Source organism: Streptomyces specialis (assembly GCF_001493375.1).
Taxonomy (GTDB): Bacteria; Actinomycetota; Actinomycetes; order Streptomycetales; family Streptomycetaceae; genus Streptomyces; species Streptomyces specialis.
The window spans coordinates 717,635-737,045 of sequence record NZ_LN929897.1; the positions used below are offsets into that span (position 1 = coordinate 717,635).

Annotated in this window: 15 protein-coding genes and 1 pseudogene; 8 read left to right on the plus strand and 8 right to left on the minus strand. The window is 72.5% G+C overall.

The genetic code is table 11. The features are described 5' to 3' along the window. Nucleotides 1–17 precede the first annotated feature (17 nt). Both recO and BN2279_RS25895 read left to right on the plus strand, forming a co-directional pair. Nucleotides 18–767: a DNA repair protein RecO gene (gene recO / locus BN2279_RS25890; RefSeq protein ID WP_059013672.1), complete on the plus strand. Its 750-nt coding sequence runs from the start codon at nt 18–20 to the stop codon at nt 765–767. Nucleotides 768–815: 48 nt separating this feature from the next. Beyond that, nucleotides 816–1,658, plus strand: coding sequence for an isoprenyl transferase (locus tag BN2279_RS25895; RefSeq protein ID WP_059013448.1), 843 nt, complete (start codon nt 816–818; stop codon nt 1,656–1,658). A gap of 37 nt (nt 1,659–1,695) precedes the next feature. On the opposite strand, the gene BN2279_RS25900 is transcribed toward BN2279_RS25895, so the two are convergent. The 4 genes from BN2279_RS25900 to BN2279_RS25915 are packed head-to-tail and all read right to left on the minus strand — an operon-like array spanning nt 1,696 to nt 4,858. After that, the gene (locus BN2279_RS25900) at nt 1,696–2,115 is read right to left on the minus strand and encodes a Fur family transcriptional regulator (protein WP_059013449.1); all 420 of its coding nucleotides are present in this window, start codon (nt 2,113–2,115) and stop codon (nt 1,696–1,698) included. Nucleotides 2,116–2,174: 59 nt separating this feature from the next. After that, a complete protein-coding gene (locus BN2279_RS25905) occupies nt 2,175–3,053 on the minus strand; it encodes a metal ABC transporter permease (RefSeq protein ID WP_059013450.1) in 879 nt (292 codons plus the stop codon). A gap of 7 nt (nt 3,054–3,060) precedes the next feature. Beyond that, the gene (locus BN2279_RS25910) at nt 3,061–3,816 is read right to left on the minus strand and encodes a metal ABC transporter ATP-binding protein (RefSeq protein WP_059013451.1); all 756 of its coding nucleotides are present in this window, start codon (nt 3,814–3,816) and stop codon (nt 3,061–3,063) included. 25 nt (nt 3,817–3,841) lie between these two features. After that, on the minus strand, nt 3,842–4,858 hold the full coding sequence (locus BN2279_RS25915) for a metal ABC transporter substrate-binding protein (RefSeq protein ID WP_104531121.1): 1,017 nt from the start codon (nt 4,856–4,858) through the stop codon (nt 3,842–3,844). Between the two features lie 195 nt (nt 4,859–5,053). Here BN2279_RS25915 and BN2279_RS25920 point away from each other — a divergent pair, with 195 nt between their 5' ends. Beyond that, a complete protein-coding gene (locus BN2279_RS25920; protein ID WP_059013453.1) occupies nt 5,054–6,436 on the plus strand; it encodes a glycine--tRNA ligase in 1,383 nt (460 codons plus the stop codon). 69 nt (nt 6,437–6,505) lie between these two features. Here the strand turns inward: BN2279_RS25920 and BN2279_RS25925 are convergent, their stop codons facing one another. Then, nucleotides 6,506–8,038: an MFS transporter gene (locus BN2279_RS25925; RefSeq protein ID WP_079032504.1), complete on the minus strand. Its 1,533-nt coding sequence runs from the start codon at nt 8,036–8,038 to the stop codon at nt 6,506–6,508. 53 nt (nt 8,039–8,091) lie between these two features. Between BN2279_RS25925 and BN2279_RS25930 the strand changes: the two genes are divergently transcribed. From BN2279_RS25930 to dusB, 3 genes are read left to right on the plus strand one after another with little or no spacing between them, the layout of a single operon-like run. After that, nucleotides 8,092–9,045 carry a helix-turn-helix transcriptional regulator gene (locus BN2279_RS25930; RefSeq protein WP_079032505.1) on the plus strand — a complete coding sequence of 318 codons (954 nt, stop codon included), beginning with the start codon at nt 8,092–8,094 and terminating at the stop codon, nt 9,043–9,045. 46 nt (nt 9,046–9,091) lie between these two features. After that, nucleotides 9,092–9,274: a hypothetical protein gene (locus tag BN2279_RS25935; RefSeq protein ID WP_199827813.1), complete on the plus strand. Its 183-nt coding sequence runs from the start codon at nt 9,092–9,094 to the stop codon at nt 9,272–9,274. Then, entirely contained in the window at nt 9,271–10,407 is a 1,137-nt protein-coding gene (gene dusB / locus BN2279_RS25940) for a tRNA dihydrouridine synthase DusB (protein ID WP_059013455.1), read from the plus strand. Before BN2279_RS25935 ends, dusB begins: the two co-directional genes overlap by 4 nt. Before the next feature lie 24 nt (nt 10,408–10,431). On the opposite strand, the pseudogene BN2279_RS28210 reads toward dusB, so the two are convergent. Together BN2279_RS28210 and BN2279_RS25955 are read right to left on the minus strand one after the other, a co-directional pair. Next, a pseudogene (locus BN2279_RS28210) lies at nt 10,432–12,342 on the minus strand (amylo-alpha-1,6-glucosidase); the annotation flags it as partial. Next, on the minus strand, nt 12,342–13,676 hold the full coding sequence (locus BN2279_RS25955) for an MGH1-like glycoside hydrolase domain-containing protein (protein ID WP_059013458.1): 1,335 nt from the start codon (nt 13,674–13,676) through the stop codon (nt 12,342–12,344). The pseudogene BN2279_RS28210 and the gene BN2279_RS25955, both read right to left, overlap by 1 nt. 166 nt (nt 13,677–13,842) lie before the next feature. Between BN2279_RS25955 and BN2279_RS25960 the strand changes: the two genes are divergently transcribed. Then, nucleotides 13,843–15,042 carry an ROK family transcriptional regulator gene (locus tag BN2279_RS25960; protein ID WP_059013459.1) on the plus strand — a complete coding sequence of 400 codons (1,200 nt, stop codon included), beginning with the start codon at nt 13,843–13,845 and terminating at the stop codon, nt 15,040–15,042. Nucleotides 15,043–15,394: 352 nt separating this feature from the next. Beyond that, nucleotides 15,395–18,049, plus strand: a complete 2,655-nt coding sequence (ppdK, locus tag BN2279_RS25965) for a pyruvate, phosphate dikinase (protein WP_059013674.1) — start codon at nt 15,395–15,397, stop codon at nt 18,047–18,049. Between the two features lie 713 nt (nt 18,050–18,762). Here ppdK and BN2279_RS25970 read toward each other — a convergent pair. Next, on the minus strand, nt 18,763–19,182 hold the full coding sequence (locus BN2279_RS25970; protein WP_159037339.1) for a hypothetical protein: 420 nt from the start codon (nt 19,180–19,182) through the stop codon (nt 18,763–18,765). Nucleotides 19,183–19,411: the final 229 nt, after the last annotated feature.

Here is a 19,411-nt window from a genome sequence, read left to right on the forward strand (position 1 = left end):
TGGGCCAGAATGGCGGCATGAGTCTGTTCCGCGACGACGGCATCGTGCTGCGCACCCAGAAGCTGGGCGAGGCGGACCGGATCATCACCCTGCTGACGCGCGGGCACGGCCGGGTGCGGGCGGTGGCGCGCGGGGTGCGGCGGACGAAGTCGAAGTTCGGCGCGCGCCTGGAGCCGTTCTCCCATGTGGACGTCCAGTTCTTCGCGCGGGGGAGCGCGCTGATCGGGCGCGGGCTGCCGCTGTGCACGCAGACCGAGACGATCGCGCCCTACGGCCGGCACATCGTCGACGACTACGGCCGCTACACGGCGGGCACCGCGATGCTGGAGACGGCGGAGCGGTTCACCGACCACGAGGGCGAGCCGAACGTGCAGCAGTACCTGCTGCTGATCGGTGCGCTGCGGACGCTGGCCGCCGGGGCGCACGCGCCGGGGCTCGTCCTGGACGCGTTCCTGCTCCGCTCGCTGGCGGTCGGGGGGTACGCGCCGAGTTTCGAGGACTGCGCGCGGTGCGGGCTGCCGGGGCCGAACCGGTTCTTCTCGTTGGCCGCCGGCGGCTCCGTCTGCGGCGACTGCCGGGTGCCGGGCAGCGTCGTGCCGTCCCCCGGGGCGCTGCGGCTGCTCGGCGCGCTGCTGACCGGGGACTGGGAGACGGCGGACAGCGCCGAGCCGCGGCACGTGCGGGAGGGCAGCGGGCTGGTCTCGGCCTATCTGCACTGGCATCTGGAACGCGGGCTGCGGTCCTTGAGGTTCGTCGAGAAGGGCTGACCGGGATACGCTCGGGCGGCAGACCGACCGACCCTACGGAGTTCCCCTATGGCCCGCCGCGGAATGCTGTCGTCGCGACAGCGTCGCGAGTACCGCGCCCCCGATCCGCACCCCTCCGGGGCCCGTCCGCCCAAGCTCCCCGGCGAGCTGGTCCCCGGGCATGTCGCGGTCGTCATGGACGGCAACGGCCGGTGGGCCAAGGAGCGCGGGCTGCCCCGCACCGAGGGGCACAAGCGGGGCGAGGCCGTGGTCCTGGAGGTGGTCAAGGGCTGTCTGGAGATCGGCGTGCGGAACCTCTCGCTCTACGCCTTCTCCACGGAGAACTGGAAGCGGTCCCCGGAAGAGGTGCGCTTCCTGATGGCGTTCAACCGCGACGTCATCGACCGCCGCACCGACGAGCTGCACGCGATGGGCGTGCGCGTGCGGTGGGCGGGGCGCGAGCCGAAGCTGTGGAAGTCGGTGATCCACAAGCTCCAGGCGGCCGAGGAACGCACCCGGGACAACGACGCGATGACGCTGTACATGTGCGTCAACTACGGCGGGCGCGCGGAGATCGCCGACGCGGCGGCCCGGCTGGCCGAGGACGTGCGAGCCGGGCGGATATCGCCGGAGAAGGTCACCGAGAAGACCCTCGCGCGGTATCTGTACTTCCCCGACATGCCGGACGTCGATCTCTTTCTGCGCCCCTCGGGGGAGCAGCGGACGTCCAACTACCTGATCTGGCAGAGCGCCTACGCGGAGATGGTGTTCCAGGACGTGCTGTGGCCGGACTTCGACCGCCGTGATCTGTGGCGGGCCTGCCTCCAGTACGCCTCCCGGGACCGCCGCTTCGGCGGCGCGGTGCCCAACGAGGTGGCGGTGCCGGACCAGGCGGGCGCGCCCGGCGGGTGACGGCGCCCGCGGCGGCCCGCGGGCCGGGTCGGCGCGGTCAGCCGCGTGCGCGGGCGGCGCAGTCCCCGCAGGTGCCGAAGATCTCCACGGTGTGATCGACGTCCACGAAGCCGTGCTCGGTGGCGATGGCGTCCGCCCACTTCTCCACGACGGGCCCGGCGACCTCCACCGCCTTGCCGCAGGAGCGGCAGACCAGATGGTGGTGGTGCTCCCCGGTGCTGCATCTGCGGTAGACGGCCTCGCCCTCGCTGGTGCGCAGGACGTCCACCTCGCCCGCGTCGGCGAGGGACTGGAGCGTGCGATAGACGGTCGTCAGGCCGACCGAGTCGCCTCGGTGCTTGAGCATGTCGTGCAGCTCCTGCGCGCTGCGGAACTCGTCGACCTCGGCGAGTGCCGCGGCGACCGCCGCGCGCTGGCGCGTCGACCGGCCGCGCACCGGCGGTTCTGCCGTCCCCACGAGTGGGCCTCCTTGCGTCTGCCGTCCCTGCCCGGTCAGGGTAGCCGCTTTCCGCGGGCTCACGGACGGGAGGCCAGGGCGGGCTCGTGCCCCGCCCGGTTCGCGCCGGCCGCGGCGCGGCGCGCCCGGTGCCTGGCCAGCGGGAGGGCGAGCAGGGAGATCAGCACGAACAGGCCGAGCGCGAACAGCACGATCGTCGCGCCGGGCGGCACGTCGGCGTAGAACGAGGTGACCGTGCCGGACACCGACACCAGCACGCCGATGATCACCGACAGCGCCAGCGTCAGCGCGAAGCTCCGGGTGGCCTGCTGGGCGGCGACGACGGGGATCACCATCAGCGCGCTGACCAGCAGCAGGCCGACGACGCGCATGGCGATGGTGACGGTGGCGGCGGCGGTGACGGCCAGCAGGAGGTTGAGCGTGCGGACCGGCAGGCCGGTGACGCGGGCGAACTCCTCGTCCTGGCAGACCGCGAAGAGCTGGCGGCGCAGGCCCAGGGAGACCAGCAGCACGAACGCCGACAGCCAGCCGATCGCGGCGATGTCGGACGGGGAGACGGTGGTGACCGAGCCCCACAGGTAGGACGTCAGGTTCGCGGTGGAACCGCCGGGCGCCAGGTTGATGATCATCACACCGCCCGCCATGCCGCCGTAGAACAGCATCGCCAGCGCGATGTCGCCCCGGGCCCGGCCCGAGGAGCGCAGCAGCTCCATGGCGACCGCGCCGACCGCGGAGACGGCCACCGCCATCCACACCGGGTTGGTGCTGAGCAGGAAGCCGAGGGCGACGCCGGTCAGGGCGACGTGTCCGATGCCGTCGCCCATCAGGGCCTGGCGGCGCTGCACGAGGTAGATGCCCACGGCCGGGGCGGCGACGCCGATCAGCAGCGCGGCCAGCAGCGCCCGCTGCATGAACGGGTAGTCCAGGACTTCGAACATCAGGGCATCACAGGATCCCGGTCTGGAGCGTGGGCTCGGCGGAGGGCTCGTCCGCGTCCGCCGGGTGGCAGGCGTGGCTCTCGGGAAGCTGGGCCGGGTGCTCGACCGTGCGTTCCACCCGGCCGTGTGACAGGATCACGGCCCGGTCGACCAGCGGCTCCAGCGGTCCCAGCTCGTGCAGCCCCAGCAGCCCCGCCACGCCCGCGTCGCGCTGGGCGCGGAGCGTTGCGGCGAGGACCCGCTGGCTGGCCAGGTCCACGCCGGCCAGCGGCTCGTCCCTGATCAGCAGGTCCGGCTCGCCGGTGGGGGCGCGGGCGATCCACACCCGCTGGCGCTGCCCGCCGGAGAGGGCGTTGACGGAGTCGCGGGCGCGGTCCGCCAGGCCCACCAGCGCCAGGGCGCGGTCCACGGCGGCGCGGTCGGCGCGGCCCAGCGGGCGCAGCCGGCGGCGGGCGAGGCGGCCGGCGGAGACCACTTCGCGGACGGTGGCCGGCACGCCGCCGGCGGCGGTCGAGCGCTGGGGGACATAGCCGACGCGGGCCCAGTCCCGGAAGCGGCGCACGGGGGAGCCGAACAGGGTCAGCTCCCCGGCCGTGACCGGGACCTGCCCGACCGCGGCGCGGACCGCCGTCGACTTCCCCGATCCGTTGGCGCCGAGCAGGGCCACCACCTGCCCCGGGTGGACGGTCAGGTCGACACCGCGCAGCACGGGGCGCCCGCCGAGGTCGGCGGCCACTTTTGTCAGGGATATGACGGGCTCCATGTCGCTGCTTCCTTTCCGGCGCCGGTCAGGACGCGCCCAGGGCCTCGCGGAGGGCCTGGAGGTTCGCGCGCATCACCTCGACGTAGTCAGCGCCGGGGGAGTCGTCGGTGATTCCCTCGACGGGGTCGAGGACCGCGGTCGCGAGGCCGAGGTCACCGGCGAGGGTCCGCGCGGTCTCGTCGCTGACCAGTGTCTCGAAGAACACGGTGGTCACGTTGTCATCCTCCGCGACCTCCTGGAGCTCGCGCATCCTGGCGGCGCTCGGCTCGGACTCCGGGTCGAGGCCGGAGATGGCCTCCTCGTGCAGGCCGTAGCGGGCGGCGAGGTAGCCGAAGGCGGCGTGGGTGGTGATGAACGTGTCGGTCTCCGTCGTGGCCAGGCCCTCGGTGAACTCCTGGTCCAGGGCGTTCAGCTCGTCGGTGAGCCGCGCGGTGTTCCGCTCGTAGTCGGCGGCGTGGTCCGGGTCCGCCTCGGCGAGCGCCGCGCCGACGCCCTCGGCGACCTCCGCGTACTTGGTGGGGTCCAGCCACAGGTGCGGGTCGAGGCCGTCCTCGCCGTGGTCGTGGTCCTCGTGCTCCTCTTCCCCGGCGTGCTCGTCCTCGGCGTGCTCGTCCTCGCCGTGGACCTCGGTGCCGTGGGCCTCCAGCTCGGTGAACGAGGTGGCCTCCACGACATGCTCCGCGCCGGACTGCTCGACGGCCTCGTCCACGGCGGGCTGGAGCCCGGCCAGGTAGACGACGAGGTCGGCCTCGGCGAGGTCGGCGGTCCGCTGCGGGCTGATGTCCAGGTCGTGCGGCTCGGTGCCGGGCTCGGTGAGCGTGTCGATCGTCACGTGCTCCCCGCCGATGCGCTCGACGAGGAACTCCATGGGGTAGAAGGACGCGATCACGTCCAGCCGCCCGTCGTCCCCGCCGCCCCCGCCGTCGTCGGTGCCGCAGCCGGTCAGGGCGAGCGCGCTGAGGGCGGTGGCGCCGGCGGCGAGGGCGGTGGCGGATATTCGGGCGCGGGATCTGGCTCCGGGTCTTGCGGTCATGACAGCCATTTTCAAGTCAGGTGGAAATCATTGTCAAATGGGTCAACGTGAGGAGACCGAAAGTGTGACCGAAGGGATACCCGGGGCCTCGCGGGACGGCGGGTGAGGGACCAGCGGTTTCCGGCTTACCGATTTGCTGCGGCCCCCTCGGACGCCGGTAATCTGAGGCGATTCCTTCTCGTCCTTCATCCCGAAGAGAGCACCGTGGCCGCCGACAAGATCGACACCATCGTCAGCCTCAGCAAGCGCCGTGGCTTCGTCTACCCGAGCAGTGAGATCTACGGCGGGCAGCGTGCCGCCTGGGACTACGGACCGCTGGGTGTGGAGCTGAAGGAGAATGTCAAGCGCCAGTGGTGGCGGTCCATGGTCACGTCCCGCGACGACGTCGTCGGGCTGGACTCGTCGGTGATCCTGGCCACGGAGGTCTGGGAGGCCTCCGGGCACGTCGCCACGTTCACCGACCCGCTCACCGAGTGCACCTCCTGCCACAAGCGGTTCCGCGCGGACCACCTGGAGGAGGCGTACGAGGCGAAGCACGGTCACCTTCCGGCCAACGGCCTGGCCGACCTCAACTGCCCCAACTGCGGCAACAAGGGCGTCTTCACCGAGCCCAAGCAGTTCTCCGGGCTGCTCTCCACCCACCTCGGGCCCACGCAGGACACCGGCTCGGTGGCCTATCTGCGGCCCGAGACCGCGCAGGGCATCTTCACCAACTTCGCGCAGGTGCAGCAGACGTCGCGCCGCAAGCCGCCGTTCGGCATCGCGCAGATGGGCAAGTCCTTCCGGAACGAGATCACCCCGGGCAACTTCATCTTCCGCACCCGCGAGTTCGAGCAGATGGAGATGGAGTTCTTCGTCAAGCCGGGCGAGGACGAGCAGTGGCACGGGTACTGGATGGAGCAGCGGTGGAACTGGTACCGCGACCTCGGCATGACCGAGGACAACATCCGGTGGTTCGAGCACCCGAAGGAGAAGCTGTCCCACTACTCCAAGCGCACCGTGGACATCGAGTACCGCTTCAACTTCGCGGGCTCGGAGTGGGGTGAGCTGGAGGGCATCGCCAACCGGACCGATTACGACCTCAACGCGCACTCCAAGGCGTCGGGCCAGGACCTGAGCTACTTCGACCAAGAGGCGGGCGAGCGCTGGACGCCGTTCGTCATCGAGCCGGCCGCCGGTGTGGGCCGCACCATGCTGGCGTTCCTGCTGGACGCCTACCGCGAGGACGAGGCGCCCAACGCCAAGGGCAAGATGGAGAAGCGCGCCGTCCTCGGCCTCGACCCGCGCCTGGCGCCGGTCAAGGTCGGCGTGCTGCCGCTCTCCCGCAACCCGCAGCTCTCGCCGAAGGCCCGCGACCTGGCGACCGCGCTGCGCAAGCACTGGAACATCGAGTTCGACGACGCGGGCGCCATCGGCCGCCGCTACCGCCGCCAGGACGAGATCGGCACGCCGTTCTGCGTGACGATCGACTTCGACACCCTGGACGACAACGCGGTCACCGTGCGCGAGCGCGACTCGATGCGGCAGGAGCGCGTCTCCCTCGACCAGATCGAGGGCTACCTCGGCGCCCGCCTGATCGGCTGCTGACCCCCCACCGGACCACGGCCCTGGGCCCCGGCCCCCCGCGCGGGGACCGGGGCCCAGGGCCGCGGGGCGTCATTCGGTTCCCCGGGGCAGCCGGACGCTGAGCGCCGTGGTCACCACCACCGCCGCGAGCTGCGCGGTCAGCGTCACGGCCAGCGCGTCGCGCATCCCCGACGCCGCCTCGACCGCCAGGAAGAGCGCGCCGAGCAGCGCCACGCCCAGCGCGATCGCCGACTGCTGCGCCGTCGCCATCACCCCCGCGCCCACCCCGGCCCGCTCCGGCGGCACGTCCGCCAGCACCAGCCGGACCAGCACCGGTATCTGAAGTCCCTGCCCGAACCCGGCCACGGCCAGGCCGGGCGCCAGCTCCAGCAGCCCGAGTCCGGACCAGTCCCGCAGCACGACCACCACCAGCGCGGCGGCGCCGGCCGCCTGCACCGCGCCCCCGGCCGTGATCACCCGGGCCCCGTACCGCGCGGTCAGTCGCGGCCCGGCCAGCGAGGCCGCGAAGAACGCCAGGGCGAACGGCACCAGGGCGGTGCCCGCCCGCACCGGGCCGTAGTGCAGGCCGCTCTGGAAGGCCACGGCCATCACGAACATGAAGCCGCCGAACCCGGCGAGCACGATCATCATCAGCGGCAGCGCCCACCGCATCCCCGTCAGCCGCAGCATCCCGGGCGGCACCAGCGGCACCGTGCCCGGCCGGCGCTCCGCGCGCCGCTCCACGGCGAGGAACGCCCCGGCCGCCACCGGGAAGGAAGCCAGCAGCACCCAGGTCCAGACCGGCCACCCGGCGGCCCTGCCCTCGGTCAGCGGCACCATCAGCGTCATCAGGGAGACGGCCAGCAGCAGCGTCCCCGGCACGTCCACCGGCGCCGGGCGGTCCGCCCTGGTCTCGGGGATCGCCCGGACCACCAGGACCGTCGCGAGGACCACGGCGGGCACGTTGACCAGGAACACCGAACGCCAGCCGGTGCCCGCGACATCGGCGGCCACCAGCACCCCGCCCAGGATCTGGCCCGCGACCATGGCCAGGGCCGCCGTCGCACCGTACAGGCCGAGCGCCCTGGCCCGGCGGGGTCCGGCGGTGGTGGACTGGATGGTCGCCAGCACCTGCGGCTGCAGCAGCGCCGCTGAAGCGCCCTGCGCGACGCGGGCGGCCACCAGCGTCCAGGCGTCGGGCGCCAGTCCACAGGCGAGCGAGGTCACGCCGAAGGCGACGAGACCCAGAAGGAGGAGCCTGCGGCGGCCCAGCATGTCGCCGAGCCGGCCGCCCAGCACCAGCAGCACGGCGTAGGCCAGGCCGTACCCCGCGACGATCAGCTCCAGCAGGGCCGGCCCCGCGTCCAGATCGCGGTCGATGGTGGGCAGGGCGACATTGACGATGAAGAAGTCGACGAGCGGCAGCGCGGCGCAGAACAGCACCGTGAACAGCCCGAGCGGGCCGAGCGCGCCGCCGCCCTCCGCCGCGGCGGGAGGCCGGCGCGGCGGGGGAACGGTGACCGTGCCGGGAACGGGTATCGCGGGAGTCGCGGGAGTCGCGGTGGATTCAGTCACGACCACGACGCTCCTCCCGGGCACAGCCTGGTACCAGAGTGTCTTCATCCTGGTATTCCGGCTACCTGGAAACCGCCTGCGGAAGCGGCGATGCTGGAGGCATGACATCCGTGGAGGAATCGCGGCGGACCGTTCCCGACGCGCGTCCGGCCGACGAGGGCGCCACGCGCCGCCGGGAGCTGGCCGCGTTCCTGCGCAGCCGCCGGGAGCGCATCACGCCCGAACGGGTCGGCCTGTCCCGGGGCCGCCGCCGGCGCACCCCCGGGCTGCGCCGCGAGGAGGTCGCGCACCTCGCGAACGTCGGTGTCACGTGGTACACGTGGCTGGAGCAGGCCCGCGCCATCCAGGTCTCGGCCGGGGTCCTCGACGCCATCGCGCGGACGCTGCTCCTGGACGCCAACGAGCGGGAGTACCTGTTCACCCTCGCCGGGGTGGCCGACCCGACGCCCGGCGCGGAGTCGCCCGGCGTCCCCGGCCCGCTGCGCGAGGTGCTGCGGCAGCTCGCGCCGATCCCCGCCTGCGTGCAGAACAGCCGGTACGACATCCTCGCCTACAACACCACGTACGGGCAGTTGCTCTGCGACCTCGACGCCGTCCCGGCCGAGGACCGCAACTGCATGCTGCTGGCGTTCACCCACCCCGGCTGGCGGGCGGCGCTGGTGGACCGGGAGGAGACCGTACGCCTGATGGCCGCGAACTACCGGGCGTTCATGGCCGGGCACCTCGCCGAGCCCGCCTGGAAGCACCTGCTGAAGCGGCTGTTGCGGGAGTCCGACGAGTTCCGCGCGCTGTGGGAGCGGCACGAGGTGATCCGCTCCCATCCGGCCCAGCACAAGCGCTTCCGCAACCCCCATGTGGGCCTGCTCCACCTGCACGGGACGCGCCTGTGGCTCGGTCCGCAGTCCGGCTCGCGCCTGATCGCCTACTCCCCGGCCGACGAGGAGTCCCGGGAGCGGCTGGAGCGGCTGCACGCGATGTTCGCCGGGCTTTCTCTTGTACACATCTCCGAGCCCACGAGACAGGCACGCATCTCCTGTGCCGGTTTCATCTTGTAAACAAGAGCACTCCGGAATTATTGGGCGTAAAGCTCGATACGGCGGTTTGTTGCTCTGCGACCTCGACGCCGTCCCGGCCGAGGACCGCAACTGCATGCTGCTGGCGTTCACCCACCCCGGCTGGCGGGCGGAGGGAGAATGGGGACCGGTGGCGCACACGTCCCTGTCCGGGGCTGCGCCGTCCGTGCCGTCCGTGTCGTCCGCCGAGCCCGTGAAGGACCGTCCATGACCCAGCCGTTGCAGATCGGCCCCCACACGGTCGACCCGCCGGTGGTGCTCGCGCCGATGGCGGGGATCACCAACGCGCCGTTCCGCACCCTGTGCCGGGAGTTCAGCGGTGGGCTCGGCCTGTTCGTCAGCGAGATGATCACCACCCGGGCGCTGGTCGAGCGGAACGACAAGACCATGCGGCTCATCCACTTCGACGCCGCCGAGAAGCCCCGGTCCGTCCAGTTGTACGGCGTGGACCCGGAGACGGTCGGCCGCGCCGTCCGCATGATCGCCGACGAGGACCTGGCCGACCACATCGACCTGAACTTCGGCTGCCCCGTCCCCAAGGTGACCCGCCGCGGCGGCGGGTCGGCCCTGCCCTACAAGCGGCCCCTGCTCCGCGCGATCCTGCGCGCCGCGGTGGGGAACGCGGGCGGGCTGCCGGTGACGATGAAGATGCGCAAGGGCATCGACGACGACCACCTGACGTATCTCGACGCGGGCCGCATCGCGGTCGGGGAGGGGGTGACGGCCATCGCCCTGCACGGCCGCACCGCCGCCCAGCACTACGGCGGGCAGGCCGACTGGGAGGCCATCGCCCGGCTGAAGGAGGCCGTGCCCGAGATCCCCGTGCTGGGCAACGGCGACATCTGGTCGGCCGACGACGCGCTGCGCATGGTCCGCGAGACCGGGTGCGACGGCGTGGTCGTGGGGCGCGGCTGCCTGGGGCGGCCGTGGCTCTTCGCCGATCTGGTCGCCGCGTTCGGCGGTGAGGGCGCCGGGGAATACGCGCGGCCGTCGCTGCGCGAGGTCGCGGACACGATGCTGCGGCACGCCGCGCTGCTCGGGGAGTGGCTGGACGACGAGTCGCGCGGCGTCATCGACTTCCGCAAGCACATCGCCTGGTACACCAAGGGCTTCTCGGTCGGCTCCGCGCTCCGGCAGCGGCTGGCCGTCGCCGCGTCCCTGGACGAGCTGGCGGCGCTGCTGGGGGAGCTGGACCTCGACCAGCCCTGGCCCGCGGGCGCCGACGGGCCGCGCGGCAGGACGTCCGGCAGGAACCGGGTGGTCCTGCCGGACGGCTGGCTGGCCGATCCGTACGACACGGCGGCGGTCTGCGGCGACGCCGAGCTGGACACGTCGGGCGGCTGACGCCCGCGCGCGGCAGCCGCCGGAGGCGCCCGCCACGGCCGTCAGCAGGGCGAACGGCGACGCCGCGGACCACGCCTGCGGGGAGCAGGCGTGCGGGTAGGGCACCGGCTCGGGGTGGTCGGCGCGGGCGTAGCCAGCGATGACCTCCGGCATCCGGTACTCGTGGCGGGCGGCCATGTCGAGGATGCCGCGCGCGAGCGCGCGGGCGTGGTCGTGCATCCCGTACCGGGCCAGACCGAGGGCGGCGATGGCGCTGTCGTGCGGCCAGACGCTGCCCCGGTGGTACGACAGCGGGTGGTACGCCTCCTGTCCGGCCGCGAGGGTCCTGATGCCCCAGCCGGAGAAGAACTCGGCGGACAGCAGCCGCTCGGCCACCGCCTCGCCGTGCTCCTGCGGGAGGATGCCCGTCCACAGCAGGTGGCCCGCGTCCGAGCCGAGCGCGTCCGCGCGGCGGCCGTCGCCGTCCAGCGCCAGCGCCGGGAAGTCGTGCTCGCGCAGCCAGAAGTCGGCCACGAAGCGCTGCCGCAGCCGGTGGGCGGCGTCCTCCAGCCGGTCCGCGTACGACGCGTCGCCCCACGCCGTGCGGGCGAGGCGGGCGGTGCGGCGCAGCGCGTCGTAGGCATAGCCCTGGACGGCGGCGGCCCTGATGACGCCCTTGGCCGGGGTGCCGTCGGCGAAGCAGATCGCGCCGGCCGAGTCCTTCCAGCTCTGGTTCGCCAGACCGCCGGCGTCCGCCCGGTACAGCAGGTAGCCGTGCTCGCGCAGCCCGCCGTGCTCGAACATCCAGTCCACGGCGGCCCGCGCGTTGCGCTGGAGGCGGTGGGCGAGCTTGTCGTCGGCGGTGGCCTCGGCGTGCGCGCCGAGCAGCATCAGGAAGAGGGGAGTGCTGTCGACGGACCCGAAGTACCGCCCGTAGGGGACCTGCCGGAAGTGCGCCAGCTCGCCGTGGCGCAGCTCGTGCACGATCTTGCCGGGCTGCGCGATCCGGTCGGCGTCCTCGGCCTTGGCCTGGGTGGCGGCCAGGGCCAGCAGTGTCGCGGCGGCCGGCTCGGGGTGGCTGGACAGCGTGAACAGGGAGGTGATCAGCGCGTGCCGGCCCAGCAGCGTCAGGAACCACGGCACGCCCGCGGCCGGCACCCGCAGCGCCTCGCCGTCGGGGCCGGTGGCCGCGACCCGCAGCCCGGACAGGTCGGCGGAGCCCTGCGCGCAGGCGCGGGCCAGCTCCGGCCAGCCGTCCGGAACCTCGGTCTCCAGGGCGGCGCCGGACGGGAAGACGTCGGCGGCCTCGGCGGCGTGCGGCTCGGGGGCGCCGTGGGGGTGGGCCTCGACGCGCAGCGTCAGCTCGGCGGAGCCGTGCGGCGGCAGGTCGAGGAGCCAGCACAGGCGGCGGGCGCCACTGCCGGTCTCCTCCACCGCGTCGGGCGCGGGCCGGGCGGTGACGACGGTCCGCGAGGTCCACTCGCGCCGCCGGTACCCGAACTCGACGCCGTCGGGCAGCGAGGCGCGGGTCCGCACCGCGTGCGGCTTGTCGTACCAGCGGTGGTCCCAGCGCAGCTCGAACTGGTCGGCGAAGTCGGCGTTCACCGTGAGGGCGACCAGGGCGCTTGAGGCGTCGCCCCGGTTGCTGCTGAGGCGGATGCGCTCGGTCAGGGCGCCGTCGCTCACGGTCTGCTCGCGGAACACGGTCAGCGCGGGCGCCTCGGCGCGCGAGCCGCGCGGGGTGAGGACGGCGGTGGCGGTGGAGCCGGTGGAGGCGGCGGGCACCAGCACGGTCGGCACCGAGCCGTCCACCGTGAGCTGCCAGCGGCTGAGGTGCCGGGCGTCCCGGGCGAACAGCCCCAGGGGGTGGGAGCCGCGCTCGTCGGTGATGTCCCCGGCCGGGCCGACCGCGACGAAGGTGCCGTCCTGGACGAGCAGGCAGTGGTTCGTCGTGATCACCGGGCCACCTCCGCGATCAGGTCGATGGTGAGGGCGGCCGTCCAACTGAAGTCACGGCTGCCCCGGGCCTCGCCGGTGAACGGGTCCACGTACTCGGCGAAGTGGGACTCCTCGGCCGCGCGGAGCATGGTGCGGCGCAGGGCGTCGGCCTGCCGCCGCGCGCCGTGCCGCCGCAGGCCGCGCTCCAGCAGCCAGTTGACGTTGAACCACGCCGGGCCCCGCCAGTACCGCGCGGCGTCGAAGGCGCAGCCGGTCAGGTCGTAGCTCGGCACCAGGCGGGTGGTGGAGCCGAGGCCGAAGTGCTCGCCGGAGGCCGTGCGGACCAGGGTGTCCGCGATGTCCTCCGGCAGCCCCGGCAGGATCAGCGGGAGCAGCCCGGCGGCGCTGCGCTCGGGGATCGGCTCGCCGGTGATCACGTCCTGGCACAAGAACATGCCGGCGTCCGGGTTCCACAGGCGCTTGAGCAGGGTGGTGGTGAGCTGCTCCGCGCGGACCTGATGGTCGGAGGAGTCCTCGCCCAGGGCGGTCGCGATCTCGGCCAGGGCGTGCTCGGAGGCGATCAGCAGGGCGTTGAGCCCGGGGTCCTCGACGGCGAACAGGTGGCGCGCGGCGGCGTCCTGGTAGCCGAGGTCGCGGTAGTGCGCGGCGAGCCGGACATACCGCCCGTAGTCGAGGTCGGTGGGCCGGTCGGCGGGGCAGCCGTGGTCGAGGTCGGCGCGGTGGAACGAGTCGGGGGCGGCCGGCTCGACGCGGGACAGGGGCGAATCCCAGCACGGACTGTTGTCCATGCCGGACTCCCAGGGGTGCACGATGGAGGCCAGGCCCCGGCCGCCGAGGTCGCGGCTGTCGGTGAGATACCGCTGCCAGGCCATGAGGCGGGGGTAGACCCGGCGCAGGAAGCCCCGGCGGGCGGGGGGGGCGGGGGCGGCCTGGTGGACCAGCCAGGCGGCCATCGCGTGGATGGGCGGCTGGACGATGCCGGAGGTCTCGACGGCGCCCGGCGCCCCCGCCGCGCCCCCGGCGGTCGAGGAGCGCCAGAAGTCGGGACTCGGGAAGTACGCCGTGAGGGGAACGTCGGGGTTGAAGACGATGTGCGGGATGCGTCCGTCCGACCACTGCGCGTCGAGCAGGGTCTCCAGCTCCAACTGGGCCCGGAACGCCGACAGGTGGCGCAGTCCGATGGCGATGAAACCCGAGTCCCAGCTCCACTGGTGGGGGTACAGGGTGCGGGAGGGGACTGTGGAGGCCCCCACCCAGTTGCCGGAGAGAACACTGCGTGCGCTGTTGTATGCGATCGATGCGGGTCTTGATGGCTGATCAGCGCGATCCACGAAGGCTCCGAGGGGACGTCGGCTTTGCCGCTGCCATGCGGCTGCACCGTGTGTTTTGTCGAAGGTACCGTAGAGTTACGTCTACTTAACACGCAAAAGTACCCCTGTAATATCGACTTCACAAGCTAAAGGGGGAGAGAAAATCCCGTCGGCCGGGAAGGCAGCGATGAACCAGGCGAGCGCGGGACACCTGCTGTGGCTGATCCGCGGCGGGCGGGCCACCACGCGCGGCGAGCTGCAGCGGATCACCGGGCTGTCCCGGTCGACCGTCGGCCACCGCCTCGATCAGCTCTTCCGCGCCGGCTGGATCCGGGAGACGGCGGCCGACCCCCTCGACGTGCCCACCGTGGGCCGGCCCGCGCTGCGGCTGGAGTTCGACGCCTCGCACGCGGTCGTCCTCTGCGCCGACCTGGAGACCCGGCACGCGCGGGCCGCCGTTCTCGACCTGTCCGGCACGGTCCTGGCCGAGCACTCCGGGTCGTTGCTCATCAACGAGGGACCGGGCGAGGTGCTGGACCGGCTCGGGCAGTGGTTCGCGATGCTGCTGGACAAGGCCGGGGTGGCGGCCGGCGCGGTCTGCGGCATCGGGCTCTCGGTGCCCGGGCCGGTGGACCCGGTCTCCGGGCAGGTGGTGCAGCCGCCGATCATGCCGGGCTGGGACCGTTATCCGGTGCCGGAGCGGATGCGCCAAGCGTTCGCCGCTCATGTGAGCGCGAGTGGTGGGGACATACCGGTCCTGGTGGACAACGACGCCAACCTCATGGCGTACGCGGAGCAGCGCCGGGGCTTCCCGGACTGCTCCGCCTTTCTGTTGATCAAGGTCTCCACGGGGATCGGCGCCGGGGTGGTGATCGGCGGCGAGATGTACCGGGGGATCGACGGGGCCGCGGGCGACATAGGTCACATCCGGCTGAGCGACCACCCGCACGCGCTGTGCCGTTGCGGGTCGTACGGCTGCCTGGCGGCCGTGGCCAGCGGCCGGGCGCTGGCCGAGCAGTTGACGGCGGCCGGGGTGCCGACGACCTCGGGTTCCGGGGTGCGCGACCAGCTCGCCGTCGGCCAGCCCGACGCGTTGCGGCTGGCGCGGGACGCCGGCCGGCTGGTGGGCGAGGTGCTGGCCACGGTCGTCACCCTGATCAACCCGGGGGTGCTGATGATCGCGGGCGACCTGGCGGGCCCGCCGTTCCTGACCGGGGTGCGGGAGCTGCTGTACCAGCGGGCGATGCCGCGGACGACGGCCTATCTCCAGGTCGTCACGTCCCGGCTGGGCGACCGGGCCGGTCTGATCGGGGCCGCCGCGATGGTCGTGGAGTCGCTCTACTCGCCGGACCGCGCGGATTCGCGGTTGAACGGTCTCGCGGTCTGATCGCGCGTATCGGGTTCAGGTTGTGAACCCATGAACGGGCGGTGTCCTCCACGCGAGGTGGCCCGGGGTGCCACCCGTTTGTAGGGCCTGGATCCGGGGGTATTGAGGGGTCTAAGGTCAGTCGACGGATGCTGAGTGGCACTGAGTGCCGAGGCATTTCGCAGGCTTGCGGGAGTCTCTGTCCCTTTTGCGGGCGTGATGCCCCTCACGTATGAAGACGCGGACGCTCAGATGAGCAAATCGCGGGGTAACCTCCCGCTGTCAGGGCAGCCGTTCACGAGGAGCGAGTCCCGTGCCGGATACGCAAATCACGTCCGTCATCCAGCCGCCGATAGCCGCCACGGAGCCGACGGTGAAGTACGTCTACGACTTCACCGAGGGTCACAAGGACCTCAAGGACCTCCTGGGCGGCAAGGGCGCCAACCTCGCCGAGATGACCAGGCTCGGCCTGCCCGTTCCCCCGGGCTTCACGATCACCACCGAGGCATGCTGCGAGTACCTGCGCTCCGGGGCCGAACCGGCCGCTCTGCGCGACGAGGTGAGTGCGCACCTCGACGCGCTGGAGAAGCGGATGGGCAAGCAGCTCGGCAGCGGTGACGACCCGCTGCTGGTCTCGGTCCGCTCCGGCGCCAAGTTCTCCATGCCGGGCATGATGGACACCGTCCTCAACATCGGCCTCACGGACGTCTCCGTGAACGCGCTCGCCGTCCAGGCGGGCGACGAGCGCTTCGCCTGGGACTCCTACCGGCGGCTCATCCAGATGTTCGGCAAGACCGTGCTGGGCATCGACGGCGACCTGTTCGAGGACCGCCTGGAGGAGATGCGCAAGACCGCGGGCGTCGCCACCGACGTCGAGCTGACGGCGGGCGAACTCCAGAGGCTCGTCGCGCAGTTCAAGGACATCGTGCGGGACGCCACCGGCCGGGACTTCCCCCAGGACCCGCGCGAGCAGATGGACTTGGCCATCCGGGCCGTCTTCGACTCGTGGAACGGCGCCCGGGCCCGCCTCTACCGCCGCCAGGAGCGCATCGCCCACGACCTCGGCACGGCGGTCAACGTCTGTTCCATGGTCTTCGGCAACCTCGGCCCCGACTCGGGCACCGGCGTCGCGTTCACCCGCGACCCCGCCTCGGGCCACCAGGGCGTGTACGGCGACTACCTCCAGAACGCCCAGGGCGAGGACGTGGTGGCCGGCATCCGCAACACCGTGCCGCTGTCCGAGCTGGAACGCCTGGACCCCGCCTCCTACGCCGAGTTGATGCGGATCATGGAGGTGCTGGAGACCCACTACAAGGACCTGTGCGACATCGAGTTCACGATCGAGCGCGGGAAGCTGTGGATGCTCCAGACCCGGGTCGGCAAGCGCACGGCGGCGGCGGCGTTCCGCATCGCCACGCAGCTCGTCGACCAGGGCCTCATCGACGAGACCGAGGCCCTGCGCCGGGTGACGGGCGGGCAGTTGGCCCACCTGATGTTCCCGCGCTTCGACACCGACGCGAAGGCCGAGCACCTGGTGACCGGCATCGCCGCCTCGCCCGGCGCGGCGGTCGGCGCCGCCGTCTTCGACTCGGCGACCGCCGTGGCCAGGGCCGCGGCCGGTGAACGGGTCATCCTGGTACGGCGCGAGACCAACCCCGACGACCTGGACGGCATGATCGCCGCGCAGGGAATCCTCACCTCCCGGGGCGGCAAGACCTCGCACGCGGCCGTCGTCGCGCGCGGCATGGGCAAGACCTGTGTCTGCGGCGCCGAGGAGCTGCGCGTGGACGCCGCGCGCCGTGAACTCACCACCGCCGACGGCACGGTGATCCACGAGGGCGAGCTGCTGTCGATCGACGGCACCACCGGCAAGGTCTACCGGGGCGAGGTCCCGGTGGTCCCCTCACCCGTGATGGAGTACTTCGAGGGCACCGTGGCGGCCGACTCCGACGAACTGGTCGCGGCCGTGCACCGGTTGATGAACGTCGCGGACGGCGCCCGCCGGCTGTCCGTGCGCGCCAACGCGGACACCGCCGAGGACGCGGCCCGCGCCCGCCGGTTCGGCGCGCAGGGCATCGGGCTGTGCCGTACCGAGCACATGTTCCTGGGCGAACGCCGCGAGCTGGTCGAGCGGTTGATCCTCGCGGAGTCCGACGACGAGCGGGAGGCCGCGCTGGCGTCCCTGCTGCCGTTGCAGAAGGGCGACTTCCTGGAGCTCTTCGAGGCGATGGACGGACTGCCGGTGACGGTCCGGCTGCTGGACCCGCCGCTGCACGAGTTCCTGCCCGACCTCACCGAGTTGTCGGTGCGGGTCGCCGTGGAGAAGAACGAGAACGACATCAAGCTGCTGTCGGCCGTGCGCAGGCTGCACGAGCAGAACCCGATGCTGGGTCTGCGCGGCGTACGCCTGGGCCTCGTCGTACCGGGCCTCTTCGCGATGCAGGTACGGGCGATCGCCGAGGCCGCGGCCGAACGGCGGCTGGCCGGCGGCACGCCGCTGCCGGAGATCATGATCCCGCTGGTGGGCACCGTCCAGGAGCTGGAGATCGTCCGGGAGGAGGCCGAGGGCGTCGTCGCCGAGGCCGAGCGCCTGCACGGCGTCGAACTGGGCCTTCCCATCGGCACGATGATCGAGCTGCCGCGCGCCGCCCTGACGGCCGGTCAGATAGCGGAGAGCGCGGACTTCTTCTCCTTCGGCACCAACGACCTCACCCAGACCGTCTGGGGATTCTCCCGCGACGACGTCGAGGCGAGCTTCTTCACCGCGTACCTGGAGAAGGGCATCTTCGGGGTCTCTCCGTTCGAGACCATCGACGCCGACGGCGTCGGTTCCCTGGTCCGGGCCGCCGCGACCGCAGGCCGGGCAACCCGCCCCGACCTCAAGCTCGGCGTCTGCGGCGAGCACGGTGGCGATCCGGAGTCGGTGCACTTCTTCCATGGGGTGGGCCTGGACTACGTGTCCTGCTCACCGTTCCGTATCCCCATCGCCCGGCTCGAAGCCGGCCGGGCGGCAACGGCGGCCTCCTGACCGTCGCCGGGGCCCGCTGACGGCTCTCCCCGCTCCCCGGAAACCCTCACCGGCGGAGAGCCTCAGCGGTCCCTTGGGGAACCCCCGGGGGCGGCGCCTGTGCGGAGGCGCCGCCCCCATTTTTCGTAGCCCGCGCCGCCGGATCGTGAACCTCCCGCCCGGGCGCCGGGACACGGCGGACGTGCGGGAGCCGGCCGCGTTGTCACATACCTGCCGGGCCCTCGCGTACACAAGCGACACACACCCAACCGGCGCGCAGCACACGGCGCGGCGTGGCTTCGGGGTGCCGCTCGCACACCGGGGGTTCCGGCGCGGTGTCGATCAGCGGGCGGTGGAACATGTCCTTGACCCGCGGCGGCTGATCGGGATCAACAGGGTTGGTCGCCATGGGTGTCCTGCTGGGTCTGCTCGTCCTGCGGCGGCTCGGCAGGCATCACGATCTCCTGCTCGGCCACGTCGTAGCCGTTTACCTCATCGGGCATGGGCGGTTTCACCTCCTTCCCAGTGTGCGGGAGCGGACCGGACCCGCGCAGGGGCGCACGGGAGCGACGCGCATCGCCATCCCGCCCCCGGTTGACAACTGGAGGGGACGGGACGCGCCCTGTCGGCCCCGGTGGGGTGGGTGCGGGTCCGGGCGAGTGCCGGCCCGGGGCGCACCGGGGCGCGGACGCGCAATCGGACGGGGAACAGGTCGGCGCCAGTCACGGTGGCGCTCACCGCCCGTTCTCCGCCCAATGGCAGCCGCAGACGCACGGCTCGACCACGACGCCGCTGCCCGGCGGCGTCGGCCGCACCTCGCCCTTCGTGCACGCCTCGTGCCCGTTCGTCAGGCACTCGGGAGACGTGTAGCTGGACAGCACGCGCGGGTCGACCCGGCCACCGGTCACGCGAACGAGCGCCCCGTACAACGCCTTCGGGCAGGTCAGAAAGTCCCTGTCGGGCTCGATCGCCCACCGCGACATTGCCGTGTCCGGCGGCGTCGTAGGAGGCACGAAGAGGACGTGCCCCCGGCCGAACGCCGCGACGCCCGGCAGGTCCCAGCCGACAGCCGAGCCCGGCTCGACCAGCCACGCGACGAAGTCCACCTGCGGATCGGCGATCGCAGCTCCGGAGGCCCGGTCGAGGACTCCCAAGGCCCGTACACCGTCGGTATAGCCCACAAGCACGGCGTCCCAATGCACGCCGCAGGGGCGCTCCTGGGCCAGGTGACCGGAAGGCACCCAGGTTGGTACGTCGGGTGCGGGTGCGGGTGCGGGTGCGGGTGGGGGCTGAGTGCTCATTCCGGCCTCCGAAGCAAGGGGGATCCGTGCGAAGGACGGTAGGAAGCAGGCGTCCTCGGCAGCCAGGAATGTGCATTTCTGT

What these genes read in the sequence shown, in the direction of transcription:
- recO (WP_059013672.1), top strand. Translation starts at nt 18, where the DNA reads ATGAGTCTGTTCCGCGACGACGGCATCGTGCTGCGCACCCAGAAGCTG.
- BN2279_RS25895 (WP_059013448.1), top strand. Translation starts at nt 816, where the DNA reads ATGGCCCGCCGCGGAATGCTGTCGTCGCGACAGCGTCGCGAGTACCGC.
- BN2279_RS25905 (WP_059013450.1), bottom strand. Translation starts at nt 3,053, where the DNA reads ATGTTCGAAGTCCTGGACTACCCGTTCATGCAGCGGGCGCTGCTGGCC.
- BN2279_RS25910 (WP_059013451.1), bottom strand. Translation starts at nt 3,816, where the DNA reads ATGGAGCCCGTCATATCCCTGACAAAAGTGGCCGCCGACCTCGGCGGG.
- BN2279_RS25915 (WP_104531121.1), bottom strand. Translation starts at nt 4,858, where the DNA reads ATGGCTGTCATGACCGCAAGACCCGGAGCCAGATCCCGCGCCCGAATA.
- BN2279_RS25925 (WP_079032504.1), bottom strand. Translation starts at nt 8,038, where the DNA reads ATGAAGACACTCTGGTACCAGGCTGTGCCCGGGAGGAGCGTCGTGGTC.
- BN2279_RS25930 (WP_079032505.1), top strand. Translation starts at nt 8,092, where the DNA reads ATGACATCCGTGGAGGAATCGCGGCGGACCGTTCCCGACGCGCGTCCG.
- dusB (WP_059013455.1), top strand. Translation starts at nt 9,271, where the DNA reads ATGACCCAGCCGTTGCAGATCGGCCCCCACACGGTCGACCCGCCGGTG.
- BN2279_RS25960 (WP_059013459.1), top strand. Translation starts at nt 13,843, where the DNA reads ATGAACCAGGCGAGCGCGGGACACCTGCTGTGGCTGATCCGCGGCGGG.